The organism is Methylobacterium sp. Leaf87 (assembly GCF_001422775.1).
In the GTDB taxonomy this organism is placed as follows: Bacteria; Pseudomonadota; Alphaproteobacteria; order Rhizobiales; family Beijerinckiaceae; genus Methylobacterium.
Window position 1 is genome coordinate 31,249 of record NZ_LMMI01000011.1, and the last position, 26,969, is coordinate 58,217.

Sequence of the window (26,969 nt, forward strand, 5' to 3'; positions counted from 1 at the left end):
CCTTCAGACCACGAGTTTTGTCGATGAGAGTCACTGTCGAGCGCGCGGCCCTCCTTCGTTCGCTCGGCCACGTGCACCGCGTGGTCGAGCGCCGCAACACCATCCCGATCCTGTCGAACGTGCTCCTGCGCGGCGGCCCTGCGGGCCTGGAGCTGCGCGCCACGGACCTCGACATCGAGGTCACGGAGACCATCCCGGCCGATGTGGCCGATGCGGGCGCCACCACCGTGCCGGCGCACGTCATCTACGACATCGTACGCAAGCTGCCCGACGGCGCCCAGGTCTCCCTGGAGACCAGCGGCGAGACGGGGCAGATGACCATCCGCTCGGGCCGCTCGCGGTTCTCGCTCGGCGCCCTGCCGGAAGGCGATTTCCCCGACCTCGCCGCCGGCGAGCTGCCGAACCGCTTCACCCTGGCGGCGGCCGACCTCAAGCGCCTCATCGAGAAGACGCAGTTCGCCATCTCCACGGAGGAGACGCGGTACTATCTCAACGGCATCTACCTCCACACCATCGAGTCCGAGGGTTCGCTGAAGATGCGGGCCGTCGCCACCGACGGACACCGCCTCGCTCGGGTCGAGATCGAGGCGCCGGACGGAAGCCGCGACATGCCGGGCATCATCGTGCCCCGCAAGGCGGTCGCTGAGATCATCAAGCTCGTGGAGGATGGGGGCGAGGGCGTGGAGATCGACCTGTCCTCGGCCAAGATCCGATTCAAGTTCGCCAGTGGCGTGGTGCTGATCTCCAAGCTCATCGACGGTACATTCCCGGATTACCAGCGCGTCATCCCCTCCGGAAACGACAAGCGCCTTACCGTCGAGCGTGACCAGTTCGCCCGGGCGGTCGATCGTGTCTCGACCATCTCGTCGGAGCGCGGCCGCGCGGTGAAGCTCGCCGTGCAGGAAGGGCGTCTCGCACTTTCCGTGAACAATCCGGATTCCGGCAGTGCCACCGAGGAGCTCGACGTCGATTACGAGGCCGCTGCCCTCGATATCGGCTTCAACGCCCGCTACCTCCTCGACATCACGGCTCAGCTCGAGGGCGACACCGCCCTGTTCAAGCTCGCCGACCCGGGCTCGCCGACCCTGATCCAGGACCGCGAGGGCGCGTCCGCGCTTTACGTGCTGATGCCGATGCGGGTGTGATCGCGACCGCTTCGTCCAATCTCATCGCGCATGCACCCGAGGATGCCTCGGCGGGTCGCAGGCTTCGCCTGACCCGCCTGATCTGCCGCGACTTCCGCAATCACGCCGACGTCGATCTCGAGGTGAGCCGCCGCTTCGTCGCGCTGGTCGGCGAGAACGGGGCCGGCAAGACCAACCTATTGGAAGCCGTATCCCTGTTCTCGCCGGGGCGCGGCCTGCGCCGGGCCGATCTCGCGGGCATGGCCCGCATCGGCGGACCGGGCGGCTTCGCCGTGTCGATGACCCTGGCGGCGGGCGAAGGCGAGCACCGGGTCGGCACCGGCTACGAACCGCCCGGCCTCGACGGGCGCGCCGCGCGCCTGTGCCGGATCGACGGCGCGACGGCGCCTTCCCCCGTGGCGTTCTCCGAGTTCCTTCGCGTGGTCTGGCTTACCCCGGATTTCGACGGATTGTTCCGAGGGGCGGCGGGTGACCGCCGCCGCTTCCTCGACCGGCTGGTGCTTGCCGTCGATGCCACCCACGGTGCCCGGGTCAACGCGTTGGAGCGGGCGTTGCGCTCGCGCAACCGGTTGTTGGAGGAGCGTCCCAACGACGGGCAATGGCTGGACGCCATCGAGCGCGAGGTCGCCGAACTCGGGGTTGCCGTGGCGCTCGCCCGGCGCGAGACTACGGAGCGCCTCGACCGGCTCATCGCGGAGGGGCGCGACGATGCCCAGCCCTTCCCCTGGGCGGCGCTCCGCCTCGAAGGCGACCTCGATGATCTCGTCGCCGTCTGGCCGGCGCTGGAGGCCGAAGACCGGTTCCGTATGGCCCTGCGCCAGGGCCGCGCCCGCGACCGCGCGGCCGGCCGTACGCTCAGCGGACCGCAGACCAGCGATCTCGTGGTGCGCCACGGTCCCAAGGACGTGCCCGCCGCCACCGCCTCCACGGGCGAGCAGAAGGCCCTGCTCATCGGGCTCGTTCTGGCCCATGCTCGCCTGGTCCAGGCCATGTGCGGGATCGCCCCCCTGGTCCTGCTGGACGAGGTCGCCGCCCATCTCGACCCGCGCCGCCGCGCCGGCCTGTTCGACGCCCTCGAAGCCCTGTCCGGTCAGGTCTGGATGACGGGGGCCGATCCGGCCCTGTTTGCCGAACTCGACGGACGGGCGGATCTGGTGAGAATCGTCGACGGGCGCGTCGCCGTGCCTTGAGGCGCCGGTGGGCCATGTCGATCGCGAATCTCCTCCTCTTCGCCGTTGCGGTGGCCTCTCCCGGTCCTGGCATCGCCGCCCTGGTGGCGGGAGTGCTGGCGCGCGGGCCGGTCGGCATCGGGGCCTTCATCGCCGGCTTCGTCGTGGGCGACCTCGTCTGGTTCGGCGTGGCGGCGGCCGGTATGGCCCTCCTCGCACGGTCCCTGGCCGTCGCGTTCGTCGTCCTGAAGTACGCCGGTGCCGTCTATCTCGCGGTTCTCGCCTGAAAAGCCTGGACCGCGCCCTTGGAGCCCATCGAGACCGAGCGCGTGGACGCAGACGGCCGGATACGCCTGTTCTTCGGCGGCCTCGTCCTCACCCTCGGCAACCCAAAGGTGATCCTGTTCTTCCTTGCGCTTCTGCCAGGTGTGGTTGATCTCGATCGCCTGACCCTCCTCGGCTTCGCCGAGATCGGCGCCACGATCGTCGTCGTCTTGAGCGCTGTCTTGTGCGCCTATGCCGGGGCCGCCGACCGCGCCCGGCGGGTCTTCACCTCGATTCGCGCGCGGCGTGCGATCAACCGCAGCGCCGGCACGGTGATGGCGGGCGCGGCGGTCGCCATCGCCACGCGGTGAGCCTCACGCGAGGGCGGATGGAATGTCGGTCTGCGAAAAATCGTTGCCGATGAACAGGAGTGGGACAACACGAGTTTGGGCGCAGGCATAGGCGAAGCAGTCGCCGAGGTTGAGGCGCGCGGGGTGGCCCCTGCCCTTTCCGTAGCGGTGATGCGCGAAGATCGCATGACTTGCGTCTCGGCCATCGATCGGCACGATGGCGATTTCGGATGCTGCCAGAAAGCTGCGGACCTTTTCCTCCGCCTCGGTGGTTGGAATCGTACCGAGACGACTGATCGCCAATGTCGATTCGAAGATCGCGATCGCCGATGTCATCGCGGAACTCGTCTTTTCGAGCCGGTCTACGAGCGCCTTGAAATGGGGTTCGCGCTGGAGAATCGCTACGATCGCAGATGCGTCGATGAACATCACGGCTCACCGCTGAGATCGTCGTAAAAGGCTTTGTCGGCCTTCAGGCCCGTTCTGGGATAGGCGGCAATCGCATCCTGGATCGGTTTGATGCGTTCCAAAAGCGACGGCTTCGCCTCCCGTCTCGCCAACTCGTTGACGAGCGCCATTCGCACGGCCTCGGTCTTGCTCACCCTTGCCGCTGATGCCAGCGTTTCAGCGAGTTGGTTAACCTCCTCGCTACGGATATTCAGCGCCATCGTACGCCCCTCGTGTAGACGCGTTTACGATGGTGCCTACACGACTTTCGCGCAAGCTACCCATTCCACAAAAACAACCAAAAGTTGAAATCCTGAAGGTAGCGATGAACACTCGCCTCGATGAAGCCCGCGCCGCGTTGAAAACGACCTTCGGCTACGACGATTTCCGCCCCGGCCAGGACGAGGTCATCGGCGCGGTGCTCGACGGGACCGACGTGTTCGCCGTGATGCCGACGGGCTCGGGCAAGTCGATGACCTACCAGCTGCCCGCCCTGGTGGAATCCTCGCTCACGGTGGTGGTCTCTCCCCTGATCGCCCTGATGCACGATCAGGTTCAGCAGATGCTCGGCTTCGGTGTAGCCGCCGCCACCCTCAACTCCTCCGTGCCCGAGGCGACTTCGCGCGAGACCTGGCGCCAGATACGCTCCGGCGATCTGCGCCTCCTCTTCGTCTCACCCGAGCGGCTGATGATGGAAGGGCTGATGGATGCCCTGCGGGGCGCCGGCGTTCGGCGCCTCGCCGTGGACGAGGCCCACTGCGTCTCGCAATGGGGCCACGATTTCCGACCCGAATACCGCGATCTGTCGCGCGCGCGCGAGGCGCTCGGCAACGTCCAGACCGTGGCGCTCACCGCCACCGCCGACAAGGCGACGCGGGCCGACATCACCGAGCGGCTGTTTCCCGCGGGCCGCGAGCTCAAGGCGTTCGTCCATTCCTTCGACCGGCCGAACATCCGCCTGACCTTCGTGCCGAAGGACAACCCCACCCGGCAGATCGAGCGTTTCCTCAAGCACCGCCGCTCCGAGAGCGGAATCATCTACTGCTCCTCGCGAAAGCGTACGGAGCAGCTCGCCGAAAGCCTTGCCAAGGACGGCTTCAACGCCCTGCCCTATCACGCCGGCCTCGACCAAGGCACGCGGATGAAGAACCAGGACACGTTCCTGCAGGAGGACGGCGTGGTGATGACGGCGACCGTCGCCTTCGGCATGGGCATCAACAAGCCCGACGTGCGCTTCGTCTGCCACGCCGACATGCCGTCCAACGTCGAAGGCTACTACCAGGAGATCGGCCGCGCCGGCCGCGACGGCCTGCCCGCCGACACCCTCACCATCTACGGCCTCGACGACATGTCGCTCCGCCGGCGGCAGATCGACGAGAAGGAGGTGCCGGACGAGCGTCGCCGCGTCGAGCGGCGCAAGCTCGAGGCGATGATCGCGCTGTGCGAGGGCGCCACCTGCCGCCGCCAGTCGCTCCTCGGCTATTTCGGCGAGGCGAGCGAGCCGTGCGGACGCTGCGACCTGTGCCGCTCGGGCGTCTCCCTCGTCGACGCCACGGTGCCGGCACAGAAGCTGCTCTCGGCCATCGTCCGCACCGGCCAGCGCTTCGGGGCGGCCTATGTCTGCGATGTGGTCCACGGCAAGGAATCCGACCCGATCCGCCGCAACGGCCACGCCGCCCTGAAGACCTTCGGGGTCGGCGCCGACAAGCCTGTCGCGGCTTGGCGCGCCATGCTGCGGCAGCTCTTTGCCGCGGGCGCCGTGTCCGAGAACGGCGACGGCTTCGGCGGGCTCTCACTCACCGACAAGGGCGAGGCGATCCTGTTCGGCCGCGAGACCATCCAGATGCGGCCGGACCCCGAGCCGAAGGTCGCCGAGCCGCGCGACCGCAAGCGCGCGGTCTCGCGCGACGATGCCAGCCTCGATCTCGACCCGGCCACCGAGGCCCTGTTCCAGCACCTGCGCGGCTTGCGCGCCACCATCGCGCGCGCCGAGGGCATCGCCGCCTTCATGGTGTTCCCCGACCGCACCCTCATCGAGATGGCGCGCTCCAAACCCGTCGATCTCTACGCCCTGCGCACGGTCCACGGCGTCGGCGAGCGCAAGCGCGAGGCCTATGGCGCACGCTTCGTCGAGGCCATCGCCGAGTTCCTGTCGCACGCCTCAGCCGGGTCTTCGTGATGCGGTTTCGCACTCGTCGGACGGGATCTTGATCGTGTAGGGACGGGCGTGGTCGCCGCTGCGACCGCCGAGACCCGCGTTCCATCGCATCATCGGACGGACAGCCCCATCGCTCAGGACGCCCCCTCGGCCGAGACCAGGCCGCGCCACATCTTCTACATGCCGGGCTTCGATCCGCGCGCGCCCGAGACCTACTGGGGCCTGTTCCGTCGCGAGAGTCGTCTGACCGCAGCCCGGCGCGGCATGGCGATCACGGTGGGCGATCCTGAGCGCTCGCCCGACGGCCTGCGCCTCGACTGGAGGGTGGCGGCGGACGGCACCGAGACTCGCTACACCCTGCTGCGCTGGGACGACATCGTCGCCGCCCGGTTTCCCCGTGGGAACACGCGCCGCCTCCTCGCCGTGCCGGCCCTGTGGTGGCGACTCTGGCGCATGGGCTACGTTCGACGCTTCCGTCGCGAGGCGCGACGCTTTTCCCGGGTGATCGTCGGCGTCCACCTCATCTACCTGGCGCTCGTGGTCTTCAGCTTCGGGGCCGCGCTGGGTCTCGTCGGCCTGCTTCCTGACTGGACGCGCCCCTGGTCCTGGCTCTCGGCGCCGGCGCTCGCCTACGCGATCCTCGCCGGGCTCATGGCGGTGACGCGGGGAAAGCCGTTCTATGTCGCGCATCTCGTCGACGACACCGCCTTCACCCACGACCATGCCGACGGGCGCGAGGCGCGGATGAATGCGCGCCTCGACGCCTTCGCCGATCTCATCCGGGCGGCGGACGGCCGGGCCGGTGAGATCGTGGTCATCGGCCATTCCTCTTCGAGCTTCCTCGGCATCGAGGTCCTCGACCGGGTGCTCGCCCGCGATCCCGAGTTCGGCCGGCGCGGTACCCCGGTCTCGTTCGTCAGCATCGGCAGCGTGATTCCCTGGATCACCCTCGACCCCCGGGCCGTGGCGATGCGGGCGTCCCTGGCGCGGGTCGCCGCCTGCGATGCCGTCGGCTGGCTCGATGTCCGGGCGAAATGGGACTGGCTCTCCATCCACAAACGCAATCCCCTGAGCGCCTCGCGGGTGCCGGCGCCGATGGCGCACCGGCCGGTGGAAATCCACGTCCGCATCGAGGATCTCATCGAGAAGCGCATCCTCAAGCGGCGCAAGTGGAACCTGTTCCGCATGCACTTCCAGCTGCTCATGTCGAGCCGCGACCCGCACGCGTTCGACTACGTCGCCTTCGTCGCCGGGCCCGAGCCGGTCCACGCCGCGATCCGGCGCTGGCGCGACGGCGCGGAACATCCCAAGGCCCGTGTGACGGAGGAATCCGCCGTTCCATGAGGTGCATGGAACGGTCGCGCGACGATCGCGTGTTGCCAGGGCGCGCCCTAACGCTCTAGAGCCGTCTCGACCGAGACGGCCGAACTGGATCGTGTCGAGAGGGGCCGCATGTTCCGCAACGATGTTCCGATCACCCCCGAACTGGTGCGCCAGCACGGCCTGACGCCCGACGAGTACGACCGCTTCCGCGGCCTCATCGGGCGCGACCCGACTCTGACCGAGCTCGGCATCGTCTCGGCCATGTGGAACGAGCACTGTTCGTACAAGTCCTCGCGCAAGCACCTGCGCGGCCTGCCGACCAAGGCGCCGTGGGTGATTCAGGGGCCGGGCGAGAATGCCGGCGTCATCGACATCGGCGACGGCCTGGCCTGCGTCTTCAAGATGGAGAGCCACAACCACCCGAGCTTCATCGAGCCCTATCAGGGCGCGACGACGGGCGTGGGCGGCATCCTTCGCGACGTGTTCACCATGGGGGCGCGCCCCATTGCGGCACTCAACGCCCTGCGCTTCGGCTCGCCGGACCATCCGCGCACCCGCCACCTCGTCTCGGGCGTGGTCGCGGGCATCGGCGGCTACGGCAATTCCTTCGGCGTGCCGACGGTGGGCGGCCTCATGGGCTTCCATTCGCGCTACGACGGCAACATCCTCGTCAACGCCATGGCGGTGGGTTTGGCCAAGACCGACGCGATCTTCTACGCGGCGGCCACCGGCGTGGGTAACCCCATCGTCTACCTCGGCTCGAAGACCGGCCGTGACGGCATCCACGGCGCCACCATGGCGTCGGCCGAGTTCGACGACGCGTCGGAGTCGAAGCGCCCCACCGTGCAGGTCGGCGACCCCTTCGCCGAGAAGCTGCTGCTGGAGGCCTGCCTCGAACTCATGGCGTCGGGCGCCGTCATCGCCATTCAGGACATGGGGGCCGCCGGCCTCACCTGCTCGGCCGTCGAGATGGGCGCCAAGGGGGATCTCGGCGTCGAGCTCCACATCGAGAAGGTCCCGGCCCGCGAGGCCGGCATGACCGCCTACGAGATGATGCTGTCGGAGAGCCAGGAGCGCATGCTCATGGTCCTCAAGCCCGGCATGGAGGCCGAGGCGCAAGCCATCTTCGTGAAGTGGGGCCTCGATTTCGCGATCATCGGGCACACCACCGACACGCTGCGCTTCGTGGTCAAGCACGACGGCGTGGTGATGGCCGATCTGCCGATCAAGGAACTCGGCGACGAAGCCCCGCTCTACGACCGGCCTCATATCGCCAACACCCACCAGCCGGTGATCCTGGCGTCCGAAGTGCCCGAGACCGTGGGCAGCGCGGAGGCCCTGAAGCGCCTCGTCGGGTCGCCGGACCTGTCCTCGAAGCGCTGGGTCTACGAGCAGTACGACCATTTCATCGGCGGCAACACCGTGCAGAAGCCCGGCGGGGATGCGGCCATCGTGCGCGTCGAGGACGGCCCCAAGGGCCTCGCCATGACCGCCGACGTGACGCCGCGCTACTGCGAGGCCGATCCCGTCGAGGGCGGCCGGCAGGCCGTGGCGGAGGCCTGGCGCAACATCACGGCGGTGGGCGGCACGCCGCTCGCCATCACCGACAACCTCAATTTCGGCAACCCCGAGAAGCCCGAGGTGATGGGCCAGCTCGTCGGCTGCCTCAAGGGCATCGGCGAGGCCTGCCTCGCCCTCGACTTCCCCGTCGTGTCCGGCAACGTCTCGCTCTACAACGAGACCAACGGGGTGGGCATCCTGCCGACCCCGACAATCGGCGGCGTCGGCGTCCTCGCCGACGTGACCCGCCACGCCACCCTGGCGCTCAAGCGCGAGGGCGACCTCCTAGTGCTCGTCGGCGACACCGCCGGCTGGCTCGGCCAGTCCGTCTACCTCGCGGTGATCGCCGGCCGCGAGGCGGGCGCGCCGCCGCCCGTCGATCTCGCCGCCGAGCGCCGCAACGGCGATTTCGTGCGCGGCCTCATCGTCTCCGGCCAGGTCGACACCGTGCACGATCTCTCGGATGGCGGCCTCGCCGTCGCCGTGGCCGAGATGGCCATGGCGGGCGGCATCGGCGCGGCACTTCCCGAGGTGCCGGCCGGCATGGCGACGCACGCCTACCTCTTCGGAGAGGATCAGGCCCGCTATCTCCTCGCCGTCGATGCCGAGACCGCGCCCGACCTCCTCTACAGCGCCACGGCGCAGGGGATCGACGCCCTCGTGGTCGGCGTGACGGGGGGCGATCGCATCACCCTGCCGGGCGGCGAATCCATCGCCGTCGCCGACCTGCGCGAAGCCCACGAGGGCTGGTTGCCCGCCTATATGGCGAGCCAGCCCGCCGGCGTTCCCGCATAAATCCCCGCTGTTCAGGAGGACTTCCCATGCCGATGGATGCGCGTGAGATCGAGGCGATGATCCGCGAGGCACTGCCCGACGCCCGGATCGAGATCAAGGATCTGGCCGGGGACGGCGATCACTACGCCGCCACGGTCCTGTCCGCCGCCTTCAAGGGCAAGACCCGGGTGGCCCAGCACCAGATGGTCTACGGCGCGCTTCAGGGGCGCATGGGGGGCGTGCTCCATGCCCTTGCGCTCACCACGGGCGTCCCCCAGGATTGAGGGGCGCCCTTCGCGAAGCGAGGGACCTCACGGGGCGGACCGCATGGACCAGCCGAGCCTCTACGACGACGACATCGTGACCTGGGCCGAGCAGCAGGCGTCGACCCTTCGCGAACTCGCGCGCCGGCCGGACCTGTCGAACATCCTCGATTGGGAGAACGTCGCCGAGGAGATCGAGAGCGTGGGGCGTTCGCAGATCGGTGCCGTGGAAAGCCTGCTGGCACAGACTCTGGCGCATTTGCTCAAACGCTTGTCCGCGCCGGATACCCTCTCCGTCGAGCATTGGCGGAAGGAGGCCGGTACATTCCAGGTCGCCGCGTTCACCCGCTACGAGCGGTCGATGCGCCAGCGCCTGGACTGGGACAAGATCTGGTCCGTCGCTCAGTCGCAGGCCAAACTAGGCCTGACCACCTATGGGGATACTCTGCTCCCCCATCTGCCCGCCCGATGCCCTTTGGGACCGGACGACCTTCTCGTCGCGCCCTTCGACCTGGATGCCGCTCTCCGCGCCATCGCCGACGCGACGGCCTTGAAATCGACGAATCAATCCTGACCTCAACGGTGACGCACACCGTTCCCGACCATACGAGGATTCCCATGACCGACGCCAACACCGCCATCAAGACCGAGATCGAATCCCAGGACGTGGTCGTGTTCATGAAGGGCACGCCGCAATTTCCCATGTGCGGCTTCTCGGGCCAGGTCGTGCAGATCCTCAACCACCTCGAAGTGCCGTTCAAGGGCGTGAACGTCCTCGACGACATGGCGATCCGCGACGGCATCAAGGCCTTCTCCAATTGGCCGACGATCCCGCAGATCTACGTGAAGGGCGAGTTCGTCGGCGGTTGCGACATCACCCGCGAGATGTTCCAGTCGGGCGAATTGCAGCAGTTCCTGTCCGAGAAGGGCATCCCGGTGAAGGCCGCGACCACGGCCGCCTGAACGGGCACCCGAAACCCTGCGAATGGAAAGGGGCGCCGCGGGCGCCCTTTTTCGTGTCCGGCAACGGGTTGGCGCCTCCGGTCGTTGGTGTACCGGCACCACCATCCCGGAGCGATCGACCGATGCACGATGCCATCATCGTCGGTGGCGGACCCGCCGGCCTCAACGCCGCGCTCATCCTGGGCCGCTGTCGCCGATCGGTCCTGCTGATCGACTGCGGCGACCCCCGCAACGCCGCGACGCCCCGGACCTGGGGGTTGTTCACCCGCGACGGGACGCCACCCGCCGCCCTGCGGGCGCAGGGGCGGGCCGATCTCGCGCGCTACCCCACCGTGGAATGCCGCACCGCGGAGGTGACGGCGGCGCGCCGCGAGGGTGATGCCTTCGCGGTGGTTCTGGCCGACGGCCAAACGGAAACCGCACGCCGCCTCGTCCTCGCCACGGGGCTGCATCAGGACCTGCCCACGGTCGAGGGGTTCGACACCTACTGGACGCGCGGCGTCCACACCTGCCCGTATTGCGACGGCTACGAGAGCCGCGACCAGCCCCTGGTCGCCTACGGACACGGTCACGCCGGCGTCGGCCTCGCCCTCGAACTCATCGTCTGGAGCCGGGACGTGACCCTGTGCACCGACGACCGGGCCGACAGCCTGTCGGAGGCGGACCGCGCCCGCCTCGACCGCCACGGGATCGGGGTCGCCGACGGCGCCGTGGCGCGCCTGGCGGGGAACGGCGAGCGGGCGGAGCGGCTCGTGTTCGCGGACGGGACCGAGCGGCCGTGCCACGCCGTCTTCCTCACGCCCGGGGGATGCCGCCCGTCCGACCTCATCACGCAACTCGGCTGCGACCTGACCCCGAAGGGCATCGTGCCGACGGGGGATTACGAGGGCACCAACGTGCCCGGCCTCTACGTGGCGGGGGATGCGTCCCGTCGGGTGCAATTCGCCGTGGTGGCGGCGGCCGAAGGCGCGATGGCGGCCTTCGCGATCAACACCGAACTTCTGAAGGACGACGCGGCGTGACCACCATTCGTGATTCGCAGCGGCCCGAATCACCCCCGAGCGAATCGGGCATCTTTGCGGCGCAACGGCGGCAAGCCGATCGACGGCGCCCGTCGGGCCGGAAGGGCGCTGCGGTGCATCATCAGTGATCCGATGTATTCGCGTGCGCCGCCGCACCCAATCAACGGCTCGAACTACGCAAATGTAAATTAATCATCAATCAACATGTGCGCCGGGAACTTATTGGCGTTATCCACGCTTTCTGCCAATGACCGGGTCGCGGCTCCCTTTGGAGACCTCAACGGCGCCGGGTCGGTGAACGCCATGCCAGTGTTCGAAGCCAAGAATCTCGATGCGGAGTTCGAGGGCCACGCCTTCCTCGCCGCGATCCTGCACCCCTCCCAGGAGGCGCAGACACGGGCACTCACGCACGGACGCAACCGCGCCCTGCGCGCCTCGATCATGGCCGACCCGATGACCATCGAGCCGCATTATCCCATGTGCCCCTGCGACGTGGAGATCGAAGCGCAGGCGACCTGAGGCTCGGTCCTCGGCCGGCGCTGAACTGCCTCGACCATCGAGCCCGACCACCGGGGGAATTCGAGCCGCCTGCCCCAGACCGGGACGGCGGCTTTTTCATTGCGAACCGTGCCTCGGAAGGCCGGTACGGCTGACCAAATCCGGCGCAGCCTACCAAGCTTGCGGGGTGATCACGCCCTGGCGGGTCACGACGGCCCAGGCCCGGCCCCGGCGCTCGATGGTCTCGATGCGGCCGACGCCCGGGACCGTATCGCCGATTCCGACCTCGACGAGGCGGCGCTTGCGATCCTCCAGAACCGCGATGCCGTCGTAGACCTCGCGCACGGCCCAGTTGTCGCTGGCGGGCGGCTTCGACGCCGCCTGCGCCTTGGCATCTGCCTGCACCTTGGCTTCGGCCTGGATCTTGGCTTCGGCCTGGATCTTGGCTTCGGCCAGGACCTTGTCGGCCTGGAATCTGTCGGTCTGGACCTTGGCGTCCGGAAGCGATCCAGTGACCGTGGGCTCCGGCTTCACGGCGGCCGGTGCCGTTGAGGCGCTTCGCTTCTCGACCTGGGCGGTCAGGGTCGCGAGGCGCCCGGCCTGGTCCTTCTCGGTCTGTTCGAAGCGTTCGCTCAGGGTCGCGAACTTGGCGGCGAGGGTCTGTTCCGTCCGGGCGACGCGATCGACCACGGCGGTGCTGCGGGTCCGCGCCTCCGTGCGGGCCGCGTCGACGGTCTCCTGCGTGTGCGCAATGGCCTTGCCGACCTGCCCAAGGGCCGTGGTCAGCCGTTCGGTCTCGGCCTGCGCCGCGCCGAGCTGGCGCTGGATGTCGGCCATCTCCCCCGTCGCACGGTCGTCGCCCGTCGCCGCGAGGCGGCTCGCGCCGGCGCCGACGACCCCCCCGAGGAGCAGGGCCGCCCCGACGAGGCCGGCGAGACGCGGATCGATCCGGCGAAAGGCAGGCACCGCTGCGCCCAAGCCCGAGGTGTTCCCGAGCGCGGCGTCCCCCGTGGCGGGCTTGGCCGCAGCCTTCGTCCTGGCGCCCATCACCGCCCGCTTGAGCAGGGCTTCCGGCGAGGTGTCCGACGCCGTTCCGACCGTGTCCGTCATGACCAATGCTTCCCGAAGATGTCAGGAAGCATTGGTTAAGCATGCTTGTTTACGGAAGGGTTACCAAGGTGGGCCCGTCCATCAGGCGGCCAGCCCCCGCTTGCGCAGGAGCGGGTCGATGCTGGGCAGCCGCCCGCGGAAGGCCGTGTAGGCCTCGCCCGGATCGCGCAGGTTGCCGGCGCCGTAGACGAACTTGCGCAGACGCGCCGCCGTCTCCGGATGGAAGATGTCCCCGGCTTCGCGGAACGCGTCGAAGGCGTCGGCGTCGAGCACCTCCGACCACAGGTAGCTGTAATAGCCCGCCGCGTAGCCGTCCCCGGAGAAGATGTGGGCGAAGTGCGGGGTCCGGTGCCGCATGGCGATCTCGGCCGGCATGGCGATGCGCTTGAGGGCGTCCGCCTCGAAGGCCAGCACGTCGAGGCCGGCCTCGCCGGCATTCGACAGGTGCAGGGTCATGTCGACGATGGCCGACGACGTGTACTCGATGGTGGCGAAACCCTGGTTGAAGGTGCGGGCCGCCAGCAGGCGCTTCAGCAGGTCTTCGGGCATCGGCTCGCCGGTGCGGTGGTGGCGGGCGTGCCGGCGCAGGACCTCGGGCTGTTCGAGCCAGTGCTCGTAGAGCTGCGACGGCAGCTCGACGAAATCACCCGCCACCGCCGTGCCGGCCAGCAGCGGATAGGTCACGTCGGAGAGGAGCCCGTGCAGGGCGTGGCCGAATTCGTGGAACAGGGTGCGGGCGTCGTCGAAGGACAGCAGCGTCGCCTCGCCCTCGGGGGCTTTGGCGAAGTTCATCACGTTGACGATGATCGGCCGGACCGTGCCGGCGAGGCGCTCCTGCGAGCGGAAGGCGCTCATCCAGGCGCCGCTGCGCTTCGACGCGCGGGCGAAGTAGTCGCCCAGGAACACGCCGACGTCCGAGCCGTCGGCGTCGCGCACGGCCCAGGCGCGCACGTCCGGGTGGTAGCGCGGCACGTCCGCGAGTTCCTCGAACTGCAGCCCGAACAGGCGCGTCGCCGTGTCGAAGGCGGCCGCGATGACCCCGTCGAGGGGCAGGTAAGGCTTGATCTCGCCCTCGTCGAGATCGTGCTCGGCCCGGCGCAGCTTCTCGGCGTAGTGGCGCCAATCGTGGCGGGCGAGGCTGAAGTTGTGCCCCTCCGCCTGGACCAGCCCCTGGAGCCGGTCGCGCTCGGCCGCCGCCTGCTGGTGGGCCGGCGTCCAGACGTTGCGCAGGAGGTCCATGGCGTTGTCGGGGGTGCCCGCCATGGTGTCGGCGAGCTTGAAGTGGGCGAAGCTGTCGAAACCGAGGAGGCGGGCGCGCTCGGCGCGGAGCGCCACGATCTCCGCGATGATGCCGCGGTTGTCGGTCTCGCCCCCGGTCTCGCCGCGCTTCGACCACGCTTCGTAGGCGCGCTCGCGCAGGTCCCGGCGGGTGGAGAACACCAGGAAGGGCTCGATGAGGGAGCGCGACAGGGTGATGACGTGGCCGTGCTTGCCCCCGCGCTCCTTCGCGGCGGCGGCGGCGGCATCGCGCAGGAAGTCGGGCAGGCCGGCGAGATCGTCGGCGCCGTCGAGGGGCAGGGCGAAGGCGCCCTCGTCGGCGAGCAGGTTCTGGCTGAAGCTGGTGCCGAGCTCCGCCATGCGGCCGGCGATCTCGGCCATGCGGGTCTTGGCCTCGGGGGCGAGGTCGGCGCCGGAGCGGCGGAAGCGCGTGCGGTAGCGGTCGAGCACCCGGCGCTCCTCCGGCCCGAGATCCTCGGCGTCGGCATCGACGGCGGAGATGCGGGCCCAGAGATCCGGGTTGAGGTAGATGGCGCTGCCGTGGCGGGCGAGGCGCGGGGTGATGGCGCGCTCCACCGCCTGGAGGTCGGGGTTGGTGTGGCTGCCGCTGAGGTTGAAGAACACGCCCGCGACCCGGTCGAGGGCGTGGCCGGCCCGCTCCAGGGCACCGACGGTGTTGTCGAAGCGCGGCGCCTCGGGGTTCTTGGCGATGGCGTCGATCTCGGAATTGTGGGCGGCGAGCGCCGCCTCGAAGGCCGGGAGGTAATGGGCGGGCGCGATGCGCTCGAACGGCGGCAGGCCGTGGGGCGTCGCCCAGTCGCGCTCGGCGAAGGGGCCGAGGGAGGCGGTGGACGTCGAGGGGGTACCGGCGGTCATGGTCATCCTGGGTCTATGGGCTCGGACGTGTCGGCCGCACGGTAGGCCCAAGTCCGGCGCGCGCAAGTCCGGCGCGCGCGAGGTCCGACGGTCGCGTGCGCGAGGCCGATGGTGCGCGGCTGTTGCGGCCCTGCCCTTGTCCCGGGGCGCCGATGCGCCGATCGTGCGGGCACCGTCGACCGCCTTGCAGGGTCAAGGTCCGGACAGGATTGGAACCGGATGCCCGCGCCCTCGCCCAAAGCCGCACCGGCCCTGTTCCGCTGCGGCCTCGTGATGCTGGCGCTCTGCGGGGGCGCCCGCGCGCAAGCCGAGACGGCGATCCCGGTGCCACCGCCGGCACCGCCGGCCCGCCCGGCGGAGCTCGTGACCGGTCCGCCCGAGCCCGGCCCGTCCCTCGACGCGCCGCGTCCGCCCGAGCGCCCGCCGGAACTGACCACCCCGGCCGTGAAGGCGCCCGAGATCAAGCCGGACGACACCAAGCCCGCGGAAACCAAAGCTTCCGAGACCAAACCCGCCGAGACCAAACCGGCAGAGCCCACGCCCCTGCCCCCGGCGCGTCCGCCCGAACTCTCCGGCGAGGCGGCCCTCGCCGTGACGGTCGCGGCGGCCGACGACACCGCCTGTCGCCAGCGCCTCGAGCGCCTCGGCGCCCGCTTCGAACCCGTGCCCGCCCTCTCGGACGGGCAGTGCGGCGCGGCACGGCCCCTGAAGATCACGGCGCTCGCGGGCGACCTCGCCCTGAACCCGCCCGCCACCCTCGTGTGCGGCGCCGCCGAGGCCCTGGCGCGCTGGGCCACGGAAGCGCAGACCCTGGCCGAGCGCGACCTGTCGCAGCCGCTCAAGGGCCTGAGCCTCGGCACCACCTACCTTTGCCGGGGCCAGAACCACGATCCCGACGCCAAGCTGAGCGAGCACGCCTTCGCCAACGGCATCGACGTCATGGGCTTCACCTTCGCGAACCGCGCCGTCATCGCCGTAGCCCCCCTGCCCGAGGGCACGCCGGAGGCGGCCTTCCTCGCCCATGCCCGTGCCAAGGCGTGCGGCTTCTTCCGCACGGTCCTGGGGCCGGGCACGGACGCGGCGCACGCCAACCACTTCCACCTCGACGAACGCGAACGTACCGCCGGCCACCGCCTCTGCCAATAATTCCCATCGGCGGAACGGCTTGCGGTCGGTCACGCTTGTTCCGGCGCGTGGGCGACGGCGCCCCGGGCAGGATGCGGACGCTGGACGATGCGTAGATTTTCGATGATGGGCGGCGTCTCTCTGCTGGCCCTGGCCTGCCTCGCCGGCGGCGTGGCGGCGGCTCCGGACAAACAAGCCGCCGGCCAGGAAGCCCTCGGTAAGGAAGCTCCCGGCAAAGTCGACGCGGCTTCGTCGGCCCTCACCCGCGACGCCATCGAGGCCGCCGCCCCGGCATCCGCCAGCAAGTCTTCCGACACAAAGCCCTCCGACGGCGAAAAAGTCCGTAACGAAAAGGTCCGGACTAAGAAGACCGCCAAGGCCGACGACAAGCGGCCCGATCCGCTTCTGGTGAAGGTGCAGGTTCTCCTCGACCGGGCACGGTTCTCCCCCGGCGCCATCGACGGGCGCGACGGCGAGAACATGCGCGGCGCCCTCGCAGCCTTCGCCACGGCCAACGGCCTGCCGGCCACCGAGGCGGTGAACGCGGAGGTGTTCGAGAAGCTCGCGGCGACCAGCACCGAGCCGGTGACGGCCGAGTACACCCTGACGGAGGCCGACGTGGCGGGGCCCTACGTGGCCACGATCCCGCCCAAGATGGAGCGCCAAGCGGACCTCGAGGCCCTGTCCTACACCAACCCGCGCGAGATGCTGGCCGAGCGGTTCCACATGGCCCGCGCCCTGCTCGTGGCCCTTAACCCCGACAAGCCCCTCGACAAGGCCGGTACGGTGATAACCGTCGCGGCGGTACCGGCCCTGGAGACGGGCAAGCCCAGACCGGACGAGAAATCCAAACCGGAAGAAAAATCCAAGGCCGACGATAAATCCAAGGCCGACGACACGTCGAAATCCGAGGACAGGCCGACGAAGGACGTCGCCCGCATCACCGTCGACAAGACCACCCGGCACGTGCGTGCCTTCGACAAGGCCGGCAAGCTTCTGGCGTTCTATCCGGCCTCCATCGGTAGCGCCGAGAAGCCGGCGCCGTCGGGCAACACCAAGGTGAAGGGCGTCGCCTTCGCGCCGACCTACACCTACAACCCGAAATACGCGTTCAAGGGCGTGAAGACGAAGGAGAAGTTCACGATTCCCCCTGGCCCCAACAATCCCGTGGGCGTGGTCTGGATCGATCTCGCGATCCCGTCCTACGGCATCCACGGCACGCCGGAGCCCGAGAAGGTCGGCAAGACCGAATCGCACGGCTGCATCCGCCTCACGAACTGGGACGCGCGCAGCCTCGCCCTGCGCGTCGCCCCGGGCACCGAGGTGGCGTTCAAGGACGATTGATCCGGAACGCCGCCGCAAGCCCGAGCAGGGCGGCGTCGCCGAGGAAGGCCAGGGCCGCCGTGGCGGCGGCCCCCTGGAGCATCGGTACGGTGTTCTGGTTCTGCAACCCGGCGACGATGGGGGTGCCGAGGGTGGAGGCGCCCGCGAGCGCCCCCACGGCGGCGGTGGCCACCGCCAGCACCAGGGCCGTGCGCAGGGTCTCGACGATCTCTGACGCGGCGAGGGGGAGTTCGACGGAGAACAGGATCTGCCGGCGGGTCATCCCCATGGCCTCCGCAGCCGCCATGGCGTCGCGCGAGACCGCCTCCAGGGCGCCCACGGTGCCGCGCAGGGCCGGCATCACCCCGTAGGCCACGAGTGCCAGCAGGGTCGGCGGTCCGCCGAACCCGAGGATCGGCAGAGCGAGGGCCACCACCACCACGGGCGGCACCGCCTGCGCGCCGGCCGCGAGGCCGTCGATGGCTGGACGGAAGGCGGCGCCGGCCCGGCGGGTCGCCAGGATGCCGAGGCCGAGCCCGAGGGTCGTCACCAGCCCGAGGCCGGTCCCCGCGAGCACGAGGTGCTGCACGGCGAAGACGAGGAGGCGGTCGAAATCCAGCGCCCGGCGCGGTGCCTCGCCGAGGAGTTTCGCGAGTTCGGTCGCGACCACCGGATGGCTGACGGCCGCCAGGACGAGGCCGATGAGGCCGATGGGCACCATGCGCCGCAGCCTCATGCGGGCGCTCCGACGCGCATCCGATCTTCCACCCCGCTCAACGCCCGCTCGGCGACCAGCGACAGGGCGATCACCGGCACGGCGCCGAGGAGGATGAGATCGGGGGCGAACTGCGCCATGCCGTCGAACACGATGCGGCCGAGGCCGCCGGCCCCGATGAGGGCGCCGAGGGTGGCGAGGCCGATGGCCTGGACCGCAGCGACCCGCAGGGCGCCGACGAGTTGCGGCGCACCCAGCGGCAGGCGCAGGCGTACGAGGATCTGTGCGTCCGTGAGACCCAAGGCCCGCGCCGCGTCGAGGCTGTCGGGGTCGGGCGCCCGCAACGCCGAAGCGAGGCCGCGCCACAGGGGCAGGAGCAGGTAGGCGGCGATGCCGACCACGGCCGGTCCCGGCCCGAGGGCGGAGAAGCCGAGTTCGCGCAGCGCCGGTACCGCCCGTAGGAGGCCGCCGGTGAGTGCCACCAGGGCGCCGAGCAGGGCCACCGCCGGCACCACCTGAAGCCCGCCGACCACGATCCCGACGAGGTCCTGGCCGCGCCGCCACAGGGAGAGCCCGATCGTCACGGGGATCGCCAGCGCGAGGGCGCCGCCCGCCAGGGCGAGATGCTCGACGAAGGCGGCGTGCAGGGCCGCGCGCCGGCCCGCATACTCGACGGCGAGCGACAGGGCCGCGAAGGTCCCGGCCCGCCCGGCCACGATCAGTCCGACCCCGACGAGGAGCACGATGCCGAGCCCGAGGCCGGGACGGCGCTCGCGTTGGACTGCGACCCCGAGGGCCGCGGCGAGCAGGGCGGCGGCGAGCCACGCCCCGGCGCCGAGACCGGCCCGCGCCGCCGGAGGCTCGGCCGCCATCCGCAGGGCGGCGCCGTGTCCGATTCCCCAGGCCAGAAGCCCGGCGGCGGCGAGGAGCAGGGCCAGGGCGACGGCACCGGCCCGGCCTCCGGATGCGGATGCCAGGAGGCCCGCCGCGGGGGCGGACAGGACGAGCACGCCCGGCAGGGCGGGCCCGAGACCGGCCCAGCCGGCCACCGGAACGCCGGGAACCAGGCGATTGGCCGCGATGGTGAGCAGCGGCCCGTGGACGAGGGCTGCCCCGAGGCCGACGAACCAGGCGAGCGCCAGCACAGCCGGCAATCCGCGCGCGGCACCGGCCGCCCGTCCGTGGGCCTGTCCGGGGGCGCTCATCTCAGGAACCCGCGCTCCGTCAGGTAGGTGCGCGCTACGGTCTCGGCCACGACGCCCTCCACGGTGATGCGGGCGTTTAGCCCGCGCAGGGTCGGGGCGTCGAGGCCGGTGAAGATGCGGGCGAGGGCTGGGCGGATCTCGGGATGGCGGGAGAGGGTCCCGGCCCGGATCACCGGCGCGACCTCGTAGACGATCTGCGCCCCCTTCGGGTCCTCCATCACCACGAGGTCCAGGGCATCGAGGGCCCCGTCCGTGCCGTAGACCATGCCGGCATCGACGCCGCTGATCCCCTGCGCCGCCGCGCGGGCCGTCACCGCCGTGTCGCCGCCCGGCAGGCTGACGATGCGATCCAGCGGCATCCGGAACCCGTAGGCGGCCTCGAAGGACGGCAGGGCGGCGGGGCTCTCGACGAACTCCGTCGAGGCGGCGAGCCGGATCAGGCCCCGCCCCACGGCCCGGGCGAAATCCGCCATGGTGGCGAGCCCTTCGCGCCGGGCGAGGGCTCCGTTCACGGCGATGAGCCAGGTGTTGTTGGCCGGCGCCCGATCGAGCCAGACGAGGCCGCGGCCCGCATCCGCGCGGGCGATGGCGGCGAACGCGCCGTCCGACGTCTTCCAGGCGGGGTCGGACACCGTATCGGTGAAGAACGCCCCGTTGCCGGTGTATTCGGGATAGAGGTCCACCTCGCCCGACAGCAGGGCGTTGCGCACGATCAGCGTCGGGCCGAGGCCGAGCTTCGTCACCACCGCCAGGCCGAGGGCTTCGAGCGCCAGGGCGATCATCGCCCCCGTCAGCGCCCCCTCCGTGTCGCTTTTGGAGGCGACGACGAGGGGGGCAGCGCTCCGCGCCGGTCGTGACGGGGCAACGGCCGCTCCCGCAAGGCCCGCGAGCAGGATGCGCCGGTCGAGGACGTGTGGGCGAGGTGGAAACCGTTCCGACATAAATCCCTTCACCCCCGGTGCGGGGATCCTATTTCGGCCGGCTGAGACGCAAATGTATCACTTCGTAACATCAACGTCTTTCGGCGTCGTCCGGAGCCGGGGAAGCGCTTGACACGCTCGGCGGAACGGGCGACGGCTCGCTTCGTCCCGGAACGGCCCACGTCGTACCGGATCTTCGGCAATGTTGTCGCGCTCGCGGTCGAGGGTGGAAGCACCTGAGCCGAGGTCGATCCAAGACTCCTCTTTGTAGACGACGTTCCCGAACCCGGAACGAATCGAAGGGAAGAAGCCCCGGCGTGAGTGCTCAAGTGGACGAAGACCTTCTGAACGGGGCTCGCGTGCTTGTCGTCGAGGACGAGGCGGCGATCTCGATGCTGCTCGAGGACATGCTGCTCGATTTCGGTTGCACGGTGGTGGGCCCCGCCGCCCGCCTTTCGACGGCCCTCGAGATGGCGCAGGTCGAGAACTTCGAAGTGGCGATCCTCGACGTGAACGTCGCCGGCGAGCCGATCTATCCGGTGGCCGAGGCCATCGTGAAGCGCAACCTCCCCATCGTGTTCTCCACGGGCTACGGCGGTGCCGGCATCCGCGAGCCGTTCCGCGATCGTCCCGTCGTGCAGAAGCCGTTCAGCCAGGCCGACCTCAAGCGCACCCTGCTCGCCGCCGTCGCCGCCGCGCGGGCCTGACCGTCACCGCCCGTCCAGGGGAAACGCGTCGGCCACGTGGGCCGGCCAGCGCCCCGGTGCGACCAGCACGGCATCCGCCCGCAGGGTGAACCCGGCATGGGCCGGGTGCGCCGTGATCCAGCCCCGCACCGCGCGCGAGAACCGTGCCCGCTTTCGCCCGTCGATCGCGTCGAGGGCCGTCTCCAGGTCCGCCCGTGCCTTCACCTCGACGAACGCGATGGTGCGTCCGCGCCGGACCACGAGGTCGATCTCGCCGCCCACGGCCGCGTAGCGCCGGGCCAGCGGCCAGTAGCCCTTCAGCAGGAGCGCCAGCAGCGCGCGGGTCTCGCCCGTGAGGCCGCGTCCGTGGGTGGCGCGCCGCCGGGCGGCATCCTTGGTGCGGGGCTCAGGCCTCGTCATCGGTCCGCCGGGACAGGGCCAGGGCGCGGGCATAGACCACCCGGCGCGGCTGGCCGGTCTCGTCGGCCACCAGGGCGGCGGCGTCCTTGATGGAGTGGCGGGCGAGCGCCGCCGTCAGGGCGGCATCGAGGCCCGCATCGGTCTCGGCCTGATCGGGCTCCTCGGTGCCGGTGCCGATGATCACCACGATCTCGCCCCGCGGCGCCCCCTCCTCCGCGAAGGTCGCCGCGAGGCTGCCGAGGCTGCCGCGCCGGATGGTCTCGTAGAGCTTGGTCAGTTCACGGGCGACTGCCGCCGGGCGATTGGCCCCCAAGACCTCGGCGGCATCGACGAGCATCTCGGGCAGGCGGTGGGGGGATTCGAACAGCACCAGGGTGCCGGGGACCTGCGCCAGGTCCTCCAGGCGGTTGCGGCGCGCGCCCGCTTTCTGCGGCAGGAAGCCCTCGAAGAAGAACCGGTCGGTGGGCAGGCCGGCGGCGACGATGGCGGTCATCACCGCCGAAGGGCCGGGGATCGGCGTGATCCGGATGCCGGCCTCGATGGTCGCCTGGACGAGCTTGAACCCGGGGTCGGAGACCAGGGGCGTGCCCGCGTCCGAGACCAGGGCCAGGGCCTCGCCGGCCTGCATCCGGGCGATCATCCGCTCGCGCACGGCGGCGTTGGAATGCTCGTGATAGGCCACCAGCGGCGTGGTGATCCCGTAATGCATCAGCAGGGTGCGGGTGACGCGGGTGTCCTCGGCCAGCACCGTGTCGGCCGCCGCCAGGGTCGCGAGCGTCCGGAACGAGACGTCCCTGAGGTTGCCGATGGGCGTCGCCACCACGTGCAGCCCCGGATCGAGGGGTTCGGCTTCCGCCGCGAGACCGAAGGCCGTGAAGGTGGAGATGGGTTTTGCCGGCCCCGCCGGGGCGTCCCGGCGCGGTCGGCCCGGCTTGTCGCTTCGCTGTGTCATGGGCGGGACCATGCCATGCCGGCGCCTCCGTGCGGAATGCGTGTATCCCCCGGCACGCACATTTACTTTTGCGAACGACACTCCCAACGTGATGGGACGCTCGGCGACAGGGGAGCCGCGATGATACGCGCGAAGTGGCGGCAGATGGGCGTCTGGGGCGTCGGTACCCTGGCGTCGGCCTTGGCGCTGACCCTGGCGGGCTGCATCGGCGGCCCCGACGGCGGCCCGCGCGCCGGACGCCGGTCCGCGCCGCCCGTGGTCGCCGCTTCGCCGCCGGCCGATCTCCCCCCGACTGACCTGCCCCCGGGCGAGACCGGCCCGGGACCGGCCGCCTCCGGGACCCGGATCGGCACCGGCGCGGTGAAGGTCGCCCTCGTGGTGCCGCTGACCGGCCCCGGCGCGGCCGTGGGGGCGGCGCTCCGCAACGCCGCCGAACTCGCCGTCGAGGATTTCCAGAAACCCGACCTCCAGATCCTGGTGAAGGACGATCGCGGGACGGCGGATGGCGCCCGCGAGGCTGCCCAGGCGGCCCTGGCGGATGGGGCCGAACTCGTGCTCGGTCCGCTCTTCGCCGCCAACGTCCAGGCGGCGTCCGTGGCCACCCGCGCGGCGGGCAAGCCCGTCATCGCGTTCTCCACCGATGCGGCGGTGGCGGCGCGCGGCGTCTACCTCTTGAGCTTCCTGCCCCAGGCCGAGGTCGACCGCATCGTCGACGAGGCCGTGGCCAAGGGCCGGCGCTCGTTCGCGGCCCTGATTCCGGAGAACAGCTACGGCAACGCCGTGGAAGCGCAGTTCCGCGAGGCCGTGGCGCGCAAAGGCGCCCGTCTCGTCGGCATCGAGCGCTATGCGCCGGGCAATCCCGGTCCGGCGGTGGGGCGGCTCTCCGGCCTGATCACGGGCGGGGGCGCCCAGGCCGACGCCCTGTTCCTCCCCGACACGCCGGACGGCCTCGCCGCCCTCGACACGGTCCTCGCCAAGGCCGGGTTCTCGCCGACCCGGGTCCGGCCCCTCGGCACCGCCGTGTGGAACGATCCCCGCGCCTTCGCCCTGCCCTCCCTCCAGGGCGGCTGGTTCGCGGCCCCCGACGCGGCGGGCTTTTCGAACTTCTCCCAGCGCTATCAGGCACGGTTCGGGGCGGTGCCACCGCGGGTGGCGACCCTCGCGTACGACGCCGTATCGCTCACGGCGGCGCTCAGCCGGCAATTCGGCTCGCAGCGCTTCGCCGACACCACGCTCACCAACCCGTCGGGCTTCTCCGGCGTCGACGGCACCTTCCGGTTCCGGCCCGACGGCCCGAGCGACCGGACCCTCGCGGTCTACGAGATCCGCAGCGGCGCCCCCGCGGTGGTCAGCCCGGCGCCGCGGGTGCTCGGGCCCTCGGGGACGTGACCGGAGCCTCGGCCAACGAAGGGCGAACCGGTTCTCGGTGACGCCGATGCAGGCGGAGGAGCCTGGACCGGCGAACCGGACATCCCGGTGATTCAGGCGGCCAGCGCCGCCACGACGGCGTTGAGCACCGGGGCTCCGCGCGGGGTCGCGGCGATGCGGCCGCCGGCGCTCCGGGCGAGGAGCCCGTCGGCCACCAGGGTCTCGATCCGGGCGGCGTCGAGGACGCGGCCCTTGAGCGCGGCGTAGCGGGCCGGGTCGATGCCCTCGGACAGGCGCAGGCCCATCATCAGGAATTCGTCGCCCTGGTCGGCCGGCAACAGGCGCTCCGTCTCGGCGATGCCGTGCCCGTCGCGCTCGACCCGGGCGAGCCACGCTTCGGGCGCCCGCTCGGTGACGGTGCCGAGGCGCCCGTCAGGGGCCACGAGGCGCCCGTGGGCACCGGGGCCGATGCCGGCGTACTCGCCGTAGCGCCAGTACAGGAGGTTGTGGCGCGACTGTGCGCCGGGGCGGGCGTGGTTCGAGATCTCGTAGGCCGGGAGCCCCGCCCGGTCGCAGACCTCCTGGGTCACGTCGTAGAGGGCGCGGGCATGGTCGTCGTCGGGCGGCACCAGCTTGCCGGCGGCGGCGAGGCCGAAGAACGGCGTGCCGGGCTCGATGGTGAGCTGGTAGAGCGAGAGGTGCTCGGCCGCCCGGGCGATGGCCCCCTCGAGTTCCGCGCGCCACGCCGCGAGGCCCTGGTCGGGCCGGGCATAGATGAGGTCGAAGGAGTAGCGCTCGAAATGCGTCGCCGCGACCCGCACCGCCGCCATGGCTTCCTGCGCGGTGTGGAGCCGGCCCAGGGCCTTCAGGGCGGCATCGTCCATGGCCTGGACGCCGAGCGACACCCGGTTGACGCCCGCTGCCCGGTAGCCGCGAAACCGCTCCGCCTCGACGCTCGTCGGGTTGGCCTCCAGGGTGATCTCGACGTCTGGCGCGACGGCCCACGCGCCCGCGACGGCGTCGAGCAGCCCCGCCACGGTGGCGGGCCGCATCAGGGAGGGCGTGCCGCCGCCGAGGAACACGCTGGAGACGGTGCGGCCGGGCGTCCGCGCGGCCATGTGGGCGATCTCGGCCCGGAAGGCCGCGAGGTAGCGGACCTCATCCACGGGCGCGTGGCGCACGTGGCTGTTGAAATCGCAGTACGGGCACTTCGCGGCGCAGAAGGGCCAATGGACGTAGACCCCGAAGCCCGCGTCGCGGGTCGGATGGTCCGGGCCTGTCGGTTCGGTCATGGCCGCGATGTGCGCGCGCGCCGCGCGTTTGGCAATCCCGACCTTTCTTCCGGATGCGCCGCCGCGTGCCGCCGCCGGATGCCCCCGCCTGTGTCGAACTGAACCAACGCGGCCGGTTTTTCTGCGCGAATACGCTGATGCGCTTCAGGCGAGATTAACCAAGCCCGTGCTTACTCACGGACACTTACGGTAAATCGTTCCCTTCACGGTGACTCCCGATTTCGTGTCAGGTCCGCGCGGTGCACCCGCGCGGACAGGGCTCGGCGCGGGCTGCCCGAACGGGACATGCGTATCGAGTTCGAGTCCCCATGACCTATGTCGCGCTCCGCTCGCACCGCTCTCCCCGGCAGGAGCGTCGCCGCCGCCGCAACCGCATGCTGCTCGCCGTCTCGGTGGGGGCCCTCGGCCTCGCCGGAGCCCGCCTCGGCGGCGGGAGCGACGCGGCGCCGATGAGCGTCGCAGCGGTACCGGCGAGCGTCGCAGCGGTACCGGTGAGCGTCGCAGCGGCGTCCGAGACGGCCGCCGCCCGGCCGCTGCCCGCCGACTACGCCTGGATGCTCGATCCCACGCCCGCCATCGGCGCCACCCTCCTCACCGGTCCCCTCTCCCTGGGGCCCCTGGCTTCGGGCTTCCAACGGGCCGAGCCGGCGCCGGCCGTCGACGTCCGGGTTGCCGCCGCCGATGCCCCGCCCGAGGCCGTCCCTTCCGAGGCCGCCCCTTCGGCGGTGCAGATGGCCGCGACCCCGGCGCGCTCCACGCCCGTCGCCGCTTCCCTGCCACGCCCCGAGCAGGTCGCCCTGTCGGTGCCGCTGCCGATACCGTTGCCGGTCCCGCGTCCGCCCGAGTTCCGGCGCGCGCCCGTCGCCGTCACCGCGCGCCTCGCCCGGCGTCCCGCCCTGCCCTCGACCCAGAGCGTGTTCCGGGCGGCGGGCGTCGAGGAGCCCTCCCTGTTCGATCGCATCTTCGGCGATGCCCCGGCCCCCACGGCCTACGCCTCCGTGGACGGGGCGTCGGAGGCGGTCCCGTCGCGCCAGCGCCTGGTTCCGGGGCCCGCCCCGGTGGCGGGCGGCGGCATCGCGATCTACGACATCACCGCCGGGCGGGTGACCCTGCCCAACGGCGAGGTGCTGGAGGCGCATTCAGGCCTCGGACCGAGCCAGGACAACCCGCGCAACGTGCACCTCACCATGCGGGGCGCGACGCCGCCCGGCACCTACGATCTGCGCGAGCGCGAGGCCCTGTTCCACGGGGTACGGGCGATCCGCCTCAACCCCGTGGGCGGCCCCGCCGCGATCCACGGCCGCGTCGGCCTGCTCGCCCACACCTACATGCTCGGACCGAGCGGCGCGTCCAACGGCTGCGTGGTCTTTCGCGATTACAACCGCTTCCTGCAGGCGTATCTCCGCGGCGAGGTCCAGCGCCTCGTGGTGGTGGCCGGCAACGGCCAGGACGGACCGCCCCTGAACGGGCGTCGCTACGGCTTGGCGAGCCGCTGAGCATTTTCAAGCGAGGTGGATACCGGCTCGCGTGAAGAAAATGCGACCCAACAATAACTTAGAGAATTTTCCGTGATCGGAGGATCATGGAAAATACTCTAGAGGCTGTTATGGACCTGAGCGGTCTGGAATCCAGATGAGGAGGCATGACCTCTTCGCGCCAAGCCTACCCGTCCGATGTTTCCGATGATGAATGGGCGCTGGTCGCGCCGTACCTGACGCTGCTGCGCGAGGATGCGGGGCAGCGCGAGTATTCACTTCGCGAGG

The 26,969-nt window shown here is 70.8% G+C and carries 25 protein-coding genes and 2 pseudogenes; 17 read left to right on the plus strand and 10 right to left on the minus strand.

All coding sequences use genetic code 11. The features are described from left to right. Positions 1–23: 23 nt before the first annotated feature. The 3 genes and pseudogenes from dnaN to ASF22_RS07780 all read left to right on the plus strand — a co-directional run bounded on the left by dnaN (position 24) and on the right by ASF22_RS07780 (position 2,949). Positions 24–1,145, plus strand: coding sequence for a DNA polymerase III subunit beta (gene dnaN, locus ASF22_RS07770; protein WP_056175554.1), 1,122 nt, complete (start codon positions 24–26; stop codon positions 1,143–1,145). A 23-nt stretch (positions 1,146–1,168) separates the two neighbouring features. Then, complete coding sequence (gene recF, locus ASF22_RS07775; protein ID WP_056263192.1) at positions 1,169–2,335, plus strand: DNA replication/repair protein RecF; 1,167 nt, start codon at positions 1,169–1,171, stop codon at positions 2,333–2,335. Positions 2,336–2,349: 14 nt separating this feature from the next. Continuing rightward, a pseudogene (locus ASF22_RS07780) lies at positions 2,350–2,949 on the plus strand (LysE family translocator). A 3-nt stretch (positions 2,950–2,952) separates the two neighbouring features. Here ASF22_RS07780 and ASF22_RS07785 read toward each other — a convergent pair. Then, positions 2,953–3,357 carry a type II toxin-antitoxin system VapC family toxin gene (locus tag ASF22_RS07785; RefSeq protein ID WP_056263156.1) on the minus strand — a complete coding sequence of 135 codons (405 nt, stop codon included), beginning with the start codon at positions 3,355–3,357 and terminating at the stop codon, positions 2,953–2,955. Further along, a complete protein-coding gene (locus ASF22_RS07790; protein ID WP_056263159.1) occupies positions 3,357–3,596 on the minus strand; it encodes a type II toxin-antitoxin system VapB family antitoxin in 240 nt (79 codons plus the stop codon). Before ASF22_RS07790 ends, ASF22_RS07785 begins: the two co-directional genes overlap by 1 nt. A gap of 104 nt (positions 3,597–3,700) precedes the next feature. Here ASF22_RS07790 and recQ point away from each other — a divergent pair, with 104 nt between their 5' ends. The 8 genes from recQ to ASF22_RS07830 all read left to right on the plus strand — a co-directional run bounded on the left by recQ (position 3,701) and on the right by ASF22_RS07830 (position 11,957). Beyond that, on the plus strand, positions 3,701–5,554 hold the full coding sequence (recQ, locus tag ASF22_RS07795; protein WP_056263161.1) for a DNA helicase RecQ: 1,854 nt from the start codon (positions 3,701–3,703) through the stop codon (positions 5,552–5,554). Between the two features lie 159 nt (positions 5,555–5,713). Beyond that, positions 5,714–6,877 carry a hypothetical protein gene (locus ASF22_RS07800; RefSeq protein WP_056263195.1) on the plus strand — a complete coding sequence of 388 codons (1,164 nt, stop codon included), beginning with the start codon at positions 5,714–5,716 and terminating at the stop codon, positions 6,875–6,877. 108 nt (positions 6,878–6,985) lie between these two features. Beyond that, positions 6,986–9,211, plus strand: a complete 2,226-nt coding sequence (gene purL / locus ASF22_RS07805; protein ID WP_056263163.1) for a phosphoribosylformylglycinamidine synthase subunit PurL — start codon at positions 6,986–6,988, stop codon at positions 9,209–9,211. Positions 9,212–9,237: 26 nt separating this feature from the next. After that, on the plus strand, positions 9,238–9,474 hold the full coding sequence (locus ASF22_RS07810; RefSeq protein WP_056095688.1) for a BolA family transcriptional regulator: 237 nt from the start codon (positions 9,238–9,240) through the stop codon (positions 9,472–9,474). Between the two features lie 43 nt (positions 9,475–9,517). Further along, entirely contained in the window at positions 9,518–10,027 is a 510-nt protein-coding gene (locus ASF22_RS07815; RefSeq protein WP_056175566.1) for a DUF29 domain-containing protein, read from the plus strand. 44 nt (positions 10,028–10,071) lie between these two features. Beyond that, positions 10,072–10,416 (plus strand): Grx4 family monothiol glutaredoxin, encoded by a 345-nt coding sequence (gene grxD, locus ASF22_RS07820; protein ID WP_056175569.1) that lies wholly within the window; start codon positions 10,072–10,074, stop codon positions 10,414–10,416. A 122-nt stretch (positions 10,417–10,538) separates the two neighbouring features. After that, positions 10,539–11,438: an NAD(P)/FAD-dependent oxidoreductase gene (locus ASF22_RS07825; RefSeq protein WP_056263166.1), complete on the plus strand. Its 900-nt coding sequence runs from the start codon at positions 10,539–10,541 to the stop codon at positions 11,436–11,438. A gap of 303 nt (positions 11,439–11,741) precedes the next feature. Further along, a complete protein-coding gene (locus tag ASF22_RS07830; RefSeq protein WP_056175574.1) occupies positions 11,742–11,957 on the plus strand; it encodes a hypothetical protein in 216 nt (71 codons plus the stop codon). Positions 11,958–12,107: 150 nt separating this feature from the next. Here ASF22_RS07830 and ASF22_RS07835 read toward each other — a convergent pair whose 3' ends face one another. Further along, positions 12,108–13,046 carry a hypothetical protein gene (locus ASF22_RS07835; protein WP_056263169.1) on the minus strand — a complete coding sequence of 313 codons (939 nt, stop codon included), beginning with the start codon at positions 13,044–13,046 and terminating at the stop codon, positions 12,108–12,110. Positions 13,047–13,127: 81 nt separating this feature from the next. Beyond that, positions 13,128–15,200, minus strand: coding sequence for a M3 family metallopeptidase (locus tag ASF22_RS07840; RefSeq protein ID WP_244473006.1), 2,073 nt, complete (start codon positions 15,198–15,200; stop codon positions 13,128–13,130). A gap of 273 nt (positions 15,201–15,473) precedes the next feature. Between ASF22_RS07840 and ASF22_RS07845 the strand changes: the two genes are divergently transcribed. Beyond that, a complete protein-coding gene (locus ASF22_RS07845; protein WP_056175707.1) occupies positions 15,474–16,346 on the plus strand; it encodes an extensin family protein in 873 nt (290 codons plus the stop codon). Between the two features lie 87 nt (positions 16,347–16,433). Then, entirely contained in the window at positions 16,434–17,669 is a 1,236-nt protein-coding gene (locus ASF22_RS07850) for a L,D-transpeptidase (RefSeq protein ID WP_056175581.1), read from the plus strand. Here the strand turns inward: ASF22_RS07850 and ASF22_RS07855 are convergent. Genes ASF22_RS07855 through ASF22_RS07865 form a run of 3 tightly spaced genes read right to left on the minus strand, consistent with a single transcriptional unit; the run spans position 17,656 to position 20,509 of the window. After that, positions 17,656–18,384, minus strand: a complete 729-nt coding sequence (locus tag ASF22_RS07855; RefSeq protein WP_056263172.1) for an ABC transporter permease subunit — start codon at positions 18,382–18,384, stop codon at positions 17,656–17,658. The genes ASF22_RS07850 and ASF22_RS07855 overlap by 14 nt on opposite strands. Continuing rightward, positions 18,381–19,568 (minus strand): ABC transporter permease subunit, encoded by a 1,188-nt coding sequence (locus ASF22_RS07860; RefSeq protein WP_056263175.1) that lies wholly within the window; start codon positions 19,566–19,568, stop codon positions 18,381–18,383. The genes ASF22_RS07855 and ASF22_RS07860 overlap by 4 nt, the downstream gene beginning before the upstream one ends. Beyond that, positions 19,565–20,509 carry a glycine betaine ABC transporter substrate-binding protein gene (locus tag ASF22_RS07865; protein WP_056175590.1) on the minus strand — a complete coding sequence of 315 codons (945 nt, stop codon included), beginning with the start codon at positions 20,507–20,509 and terminating at the stop codon, positions 19,565–19,567. Before ASF22_RS07865 ends, ASF22_RS07860 begins: the two co-directional genes overlap by 4 nt. A gap of 296 nt (positions 20,510–20,805) precedes the next feature. Between ASF22_RS07865 and ASF22_RS07870 the strand changes: the two genes are divergently transcribed. Beyond that, entirely contained in the window at positions 20,806–21,195 is a 390-nt protein-coding gene (locus ASF22_RS07870) for a response regulator (protein ID WP_056175593.1), read from the plus strand. Between the two features lie 3 nt (positions 21,196–21,198). On the opposite strand, the gene ASF22_RS07875 is transcribed toward ASF22_RS07870, so the two are convergent. Then, entirely contained in the window at positions 21,199–21,594 is a 396-nt protein-coding gene (locus tag ASF22_RS07875; RefSeq protein WP_056175710.1) for a YraN family protein, read from the minus strand. Further along, positions 21,581–22,546, minus strand: coding sequence for a 16S rRNA (cytidine(1402)-2'-O)-methyltransferase (gene rsmI / locus ASF22_RS07880; protein ID WP_056263197.1), 966 nt, complete (start codon positions 22,544–22,546; stop codon positions 21,581–21,583). Before rsmI ends, ASF22_RS07875 begins: the two co-directional genes overlap by 14 nt. Before the next feature lie 120 nt (positions 22,547–22,666). Between rsmI and ASF22_RS07885 the strand changes: the two genes are divergently transcribed. Further along, complete coding sequence (locus tag ASF22_RS07885) at positions 22,667–23,935, plus strand: penicillin-binding protein activator (protein ID WP_156647635.1); 1,269 nt, start codon at positions 22,667–22,669, stop codon at positions 23,933–23,935. 92 nt (positions 23,936–24,027) lie between these two features. On the opposite strand, the gene hemW is transcribed toward ASF22_RS07885, so the two are convergent. Next, on the minus strand, positions 24,028–25,206 hold the full coding sequence (hemW, locus tag ASF22_RS07890) for a radical SAM family heme chaperone HemW (RefSeq protein ID WP_056263177.1): 1,179 nt from the start codon (positions 25,204–25,206) through the stop codon (positions 24,028–24,030). A gap of 308 nt (positions 25,207–25,514) precedes the next feature. Between hemW and ASF22_RS07895 the strand changes: the two genes are divergently transcribed. Both ASF22_RS07895 and ASF22_RS23660 read left to right on the plus strand, forming a co-directional pair. After that, a complete protein-coding gene (locus ASF22_RS07895) occupies positions 25,515–26,702 on the plus strand; it encodes a DUF2778 domain-containing protein (protein ID WP_056263181.1) in 1,188 nt (395 codons plus the stop codon). Positions 26,703–26,848: 146 nt separating this feature from the next. Next, positions 26,849–26,969 (plus strand): annotated as a pseudogene (locus ASF22_RS23660) (IS5/IS1182 family transposase); the annotation flags it as partial.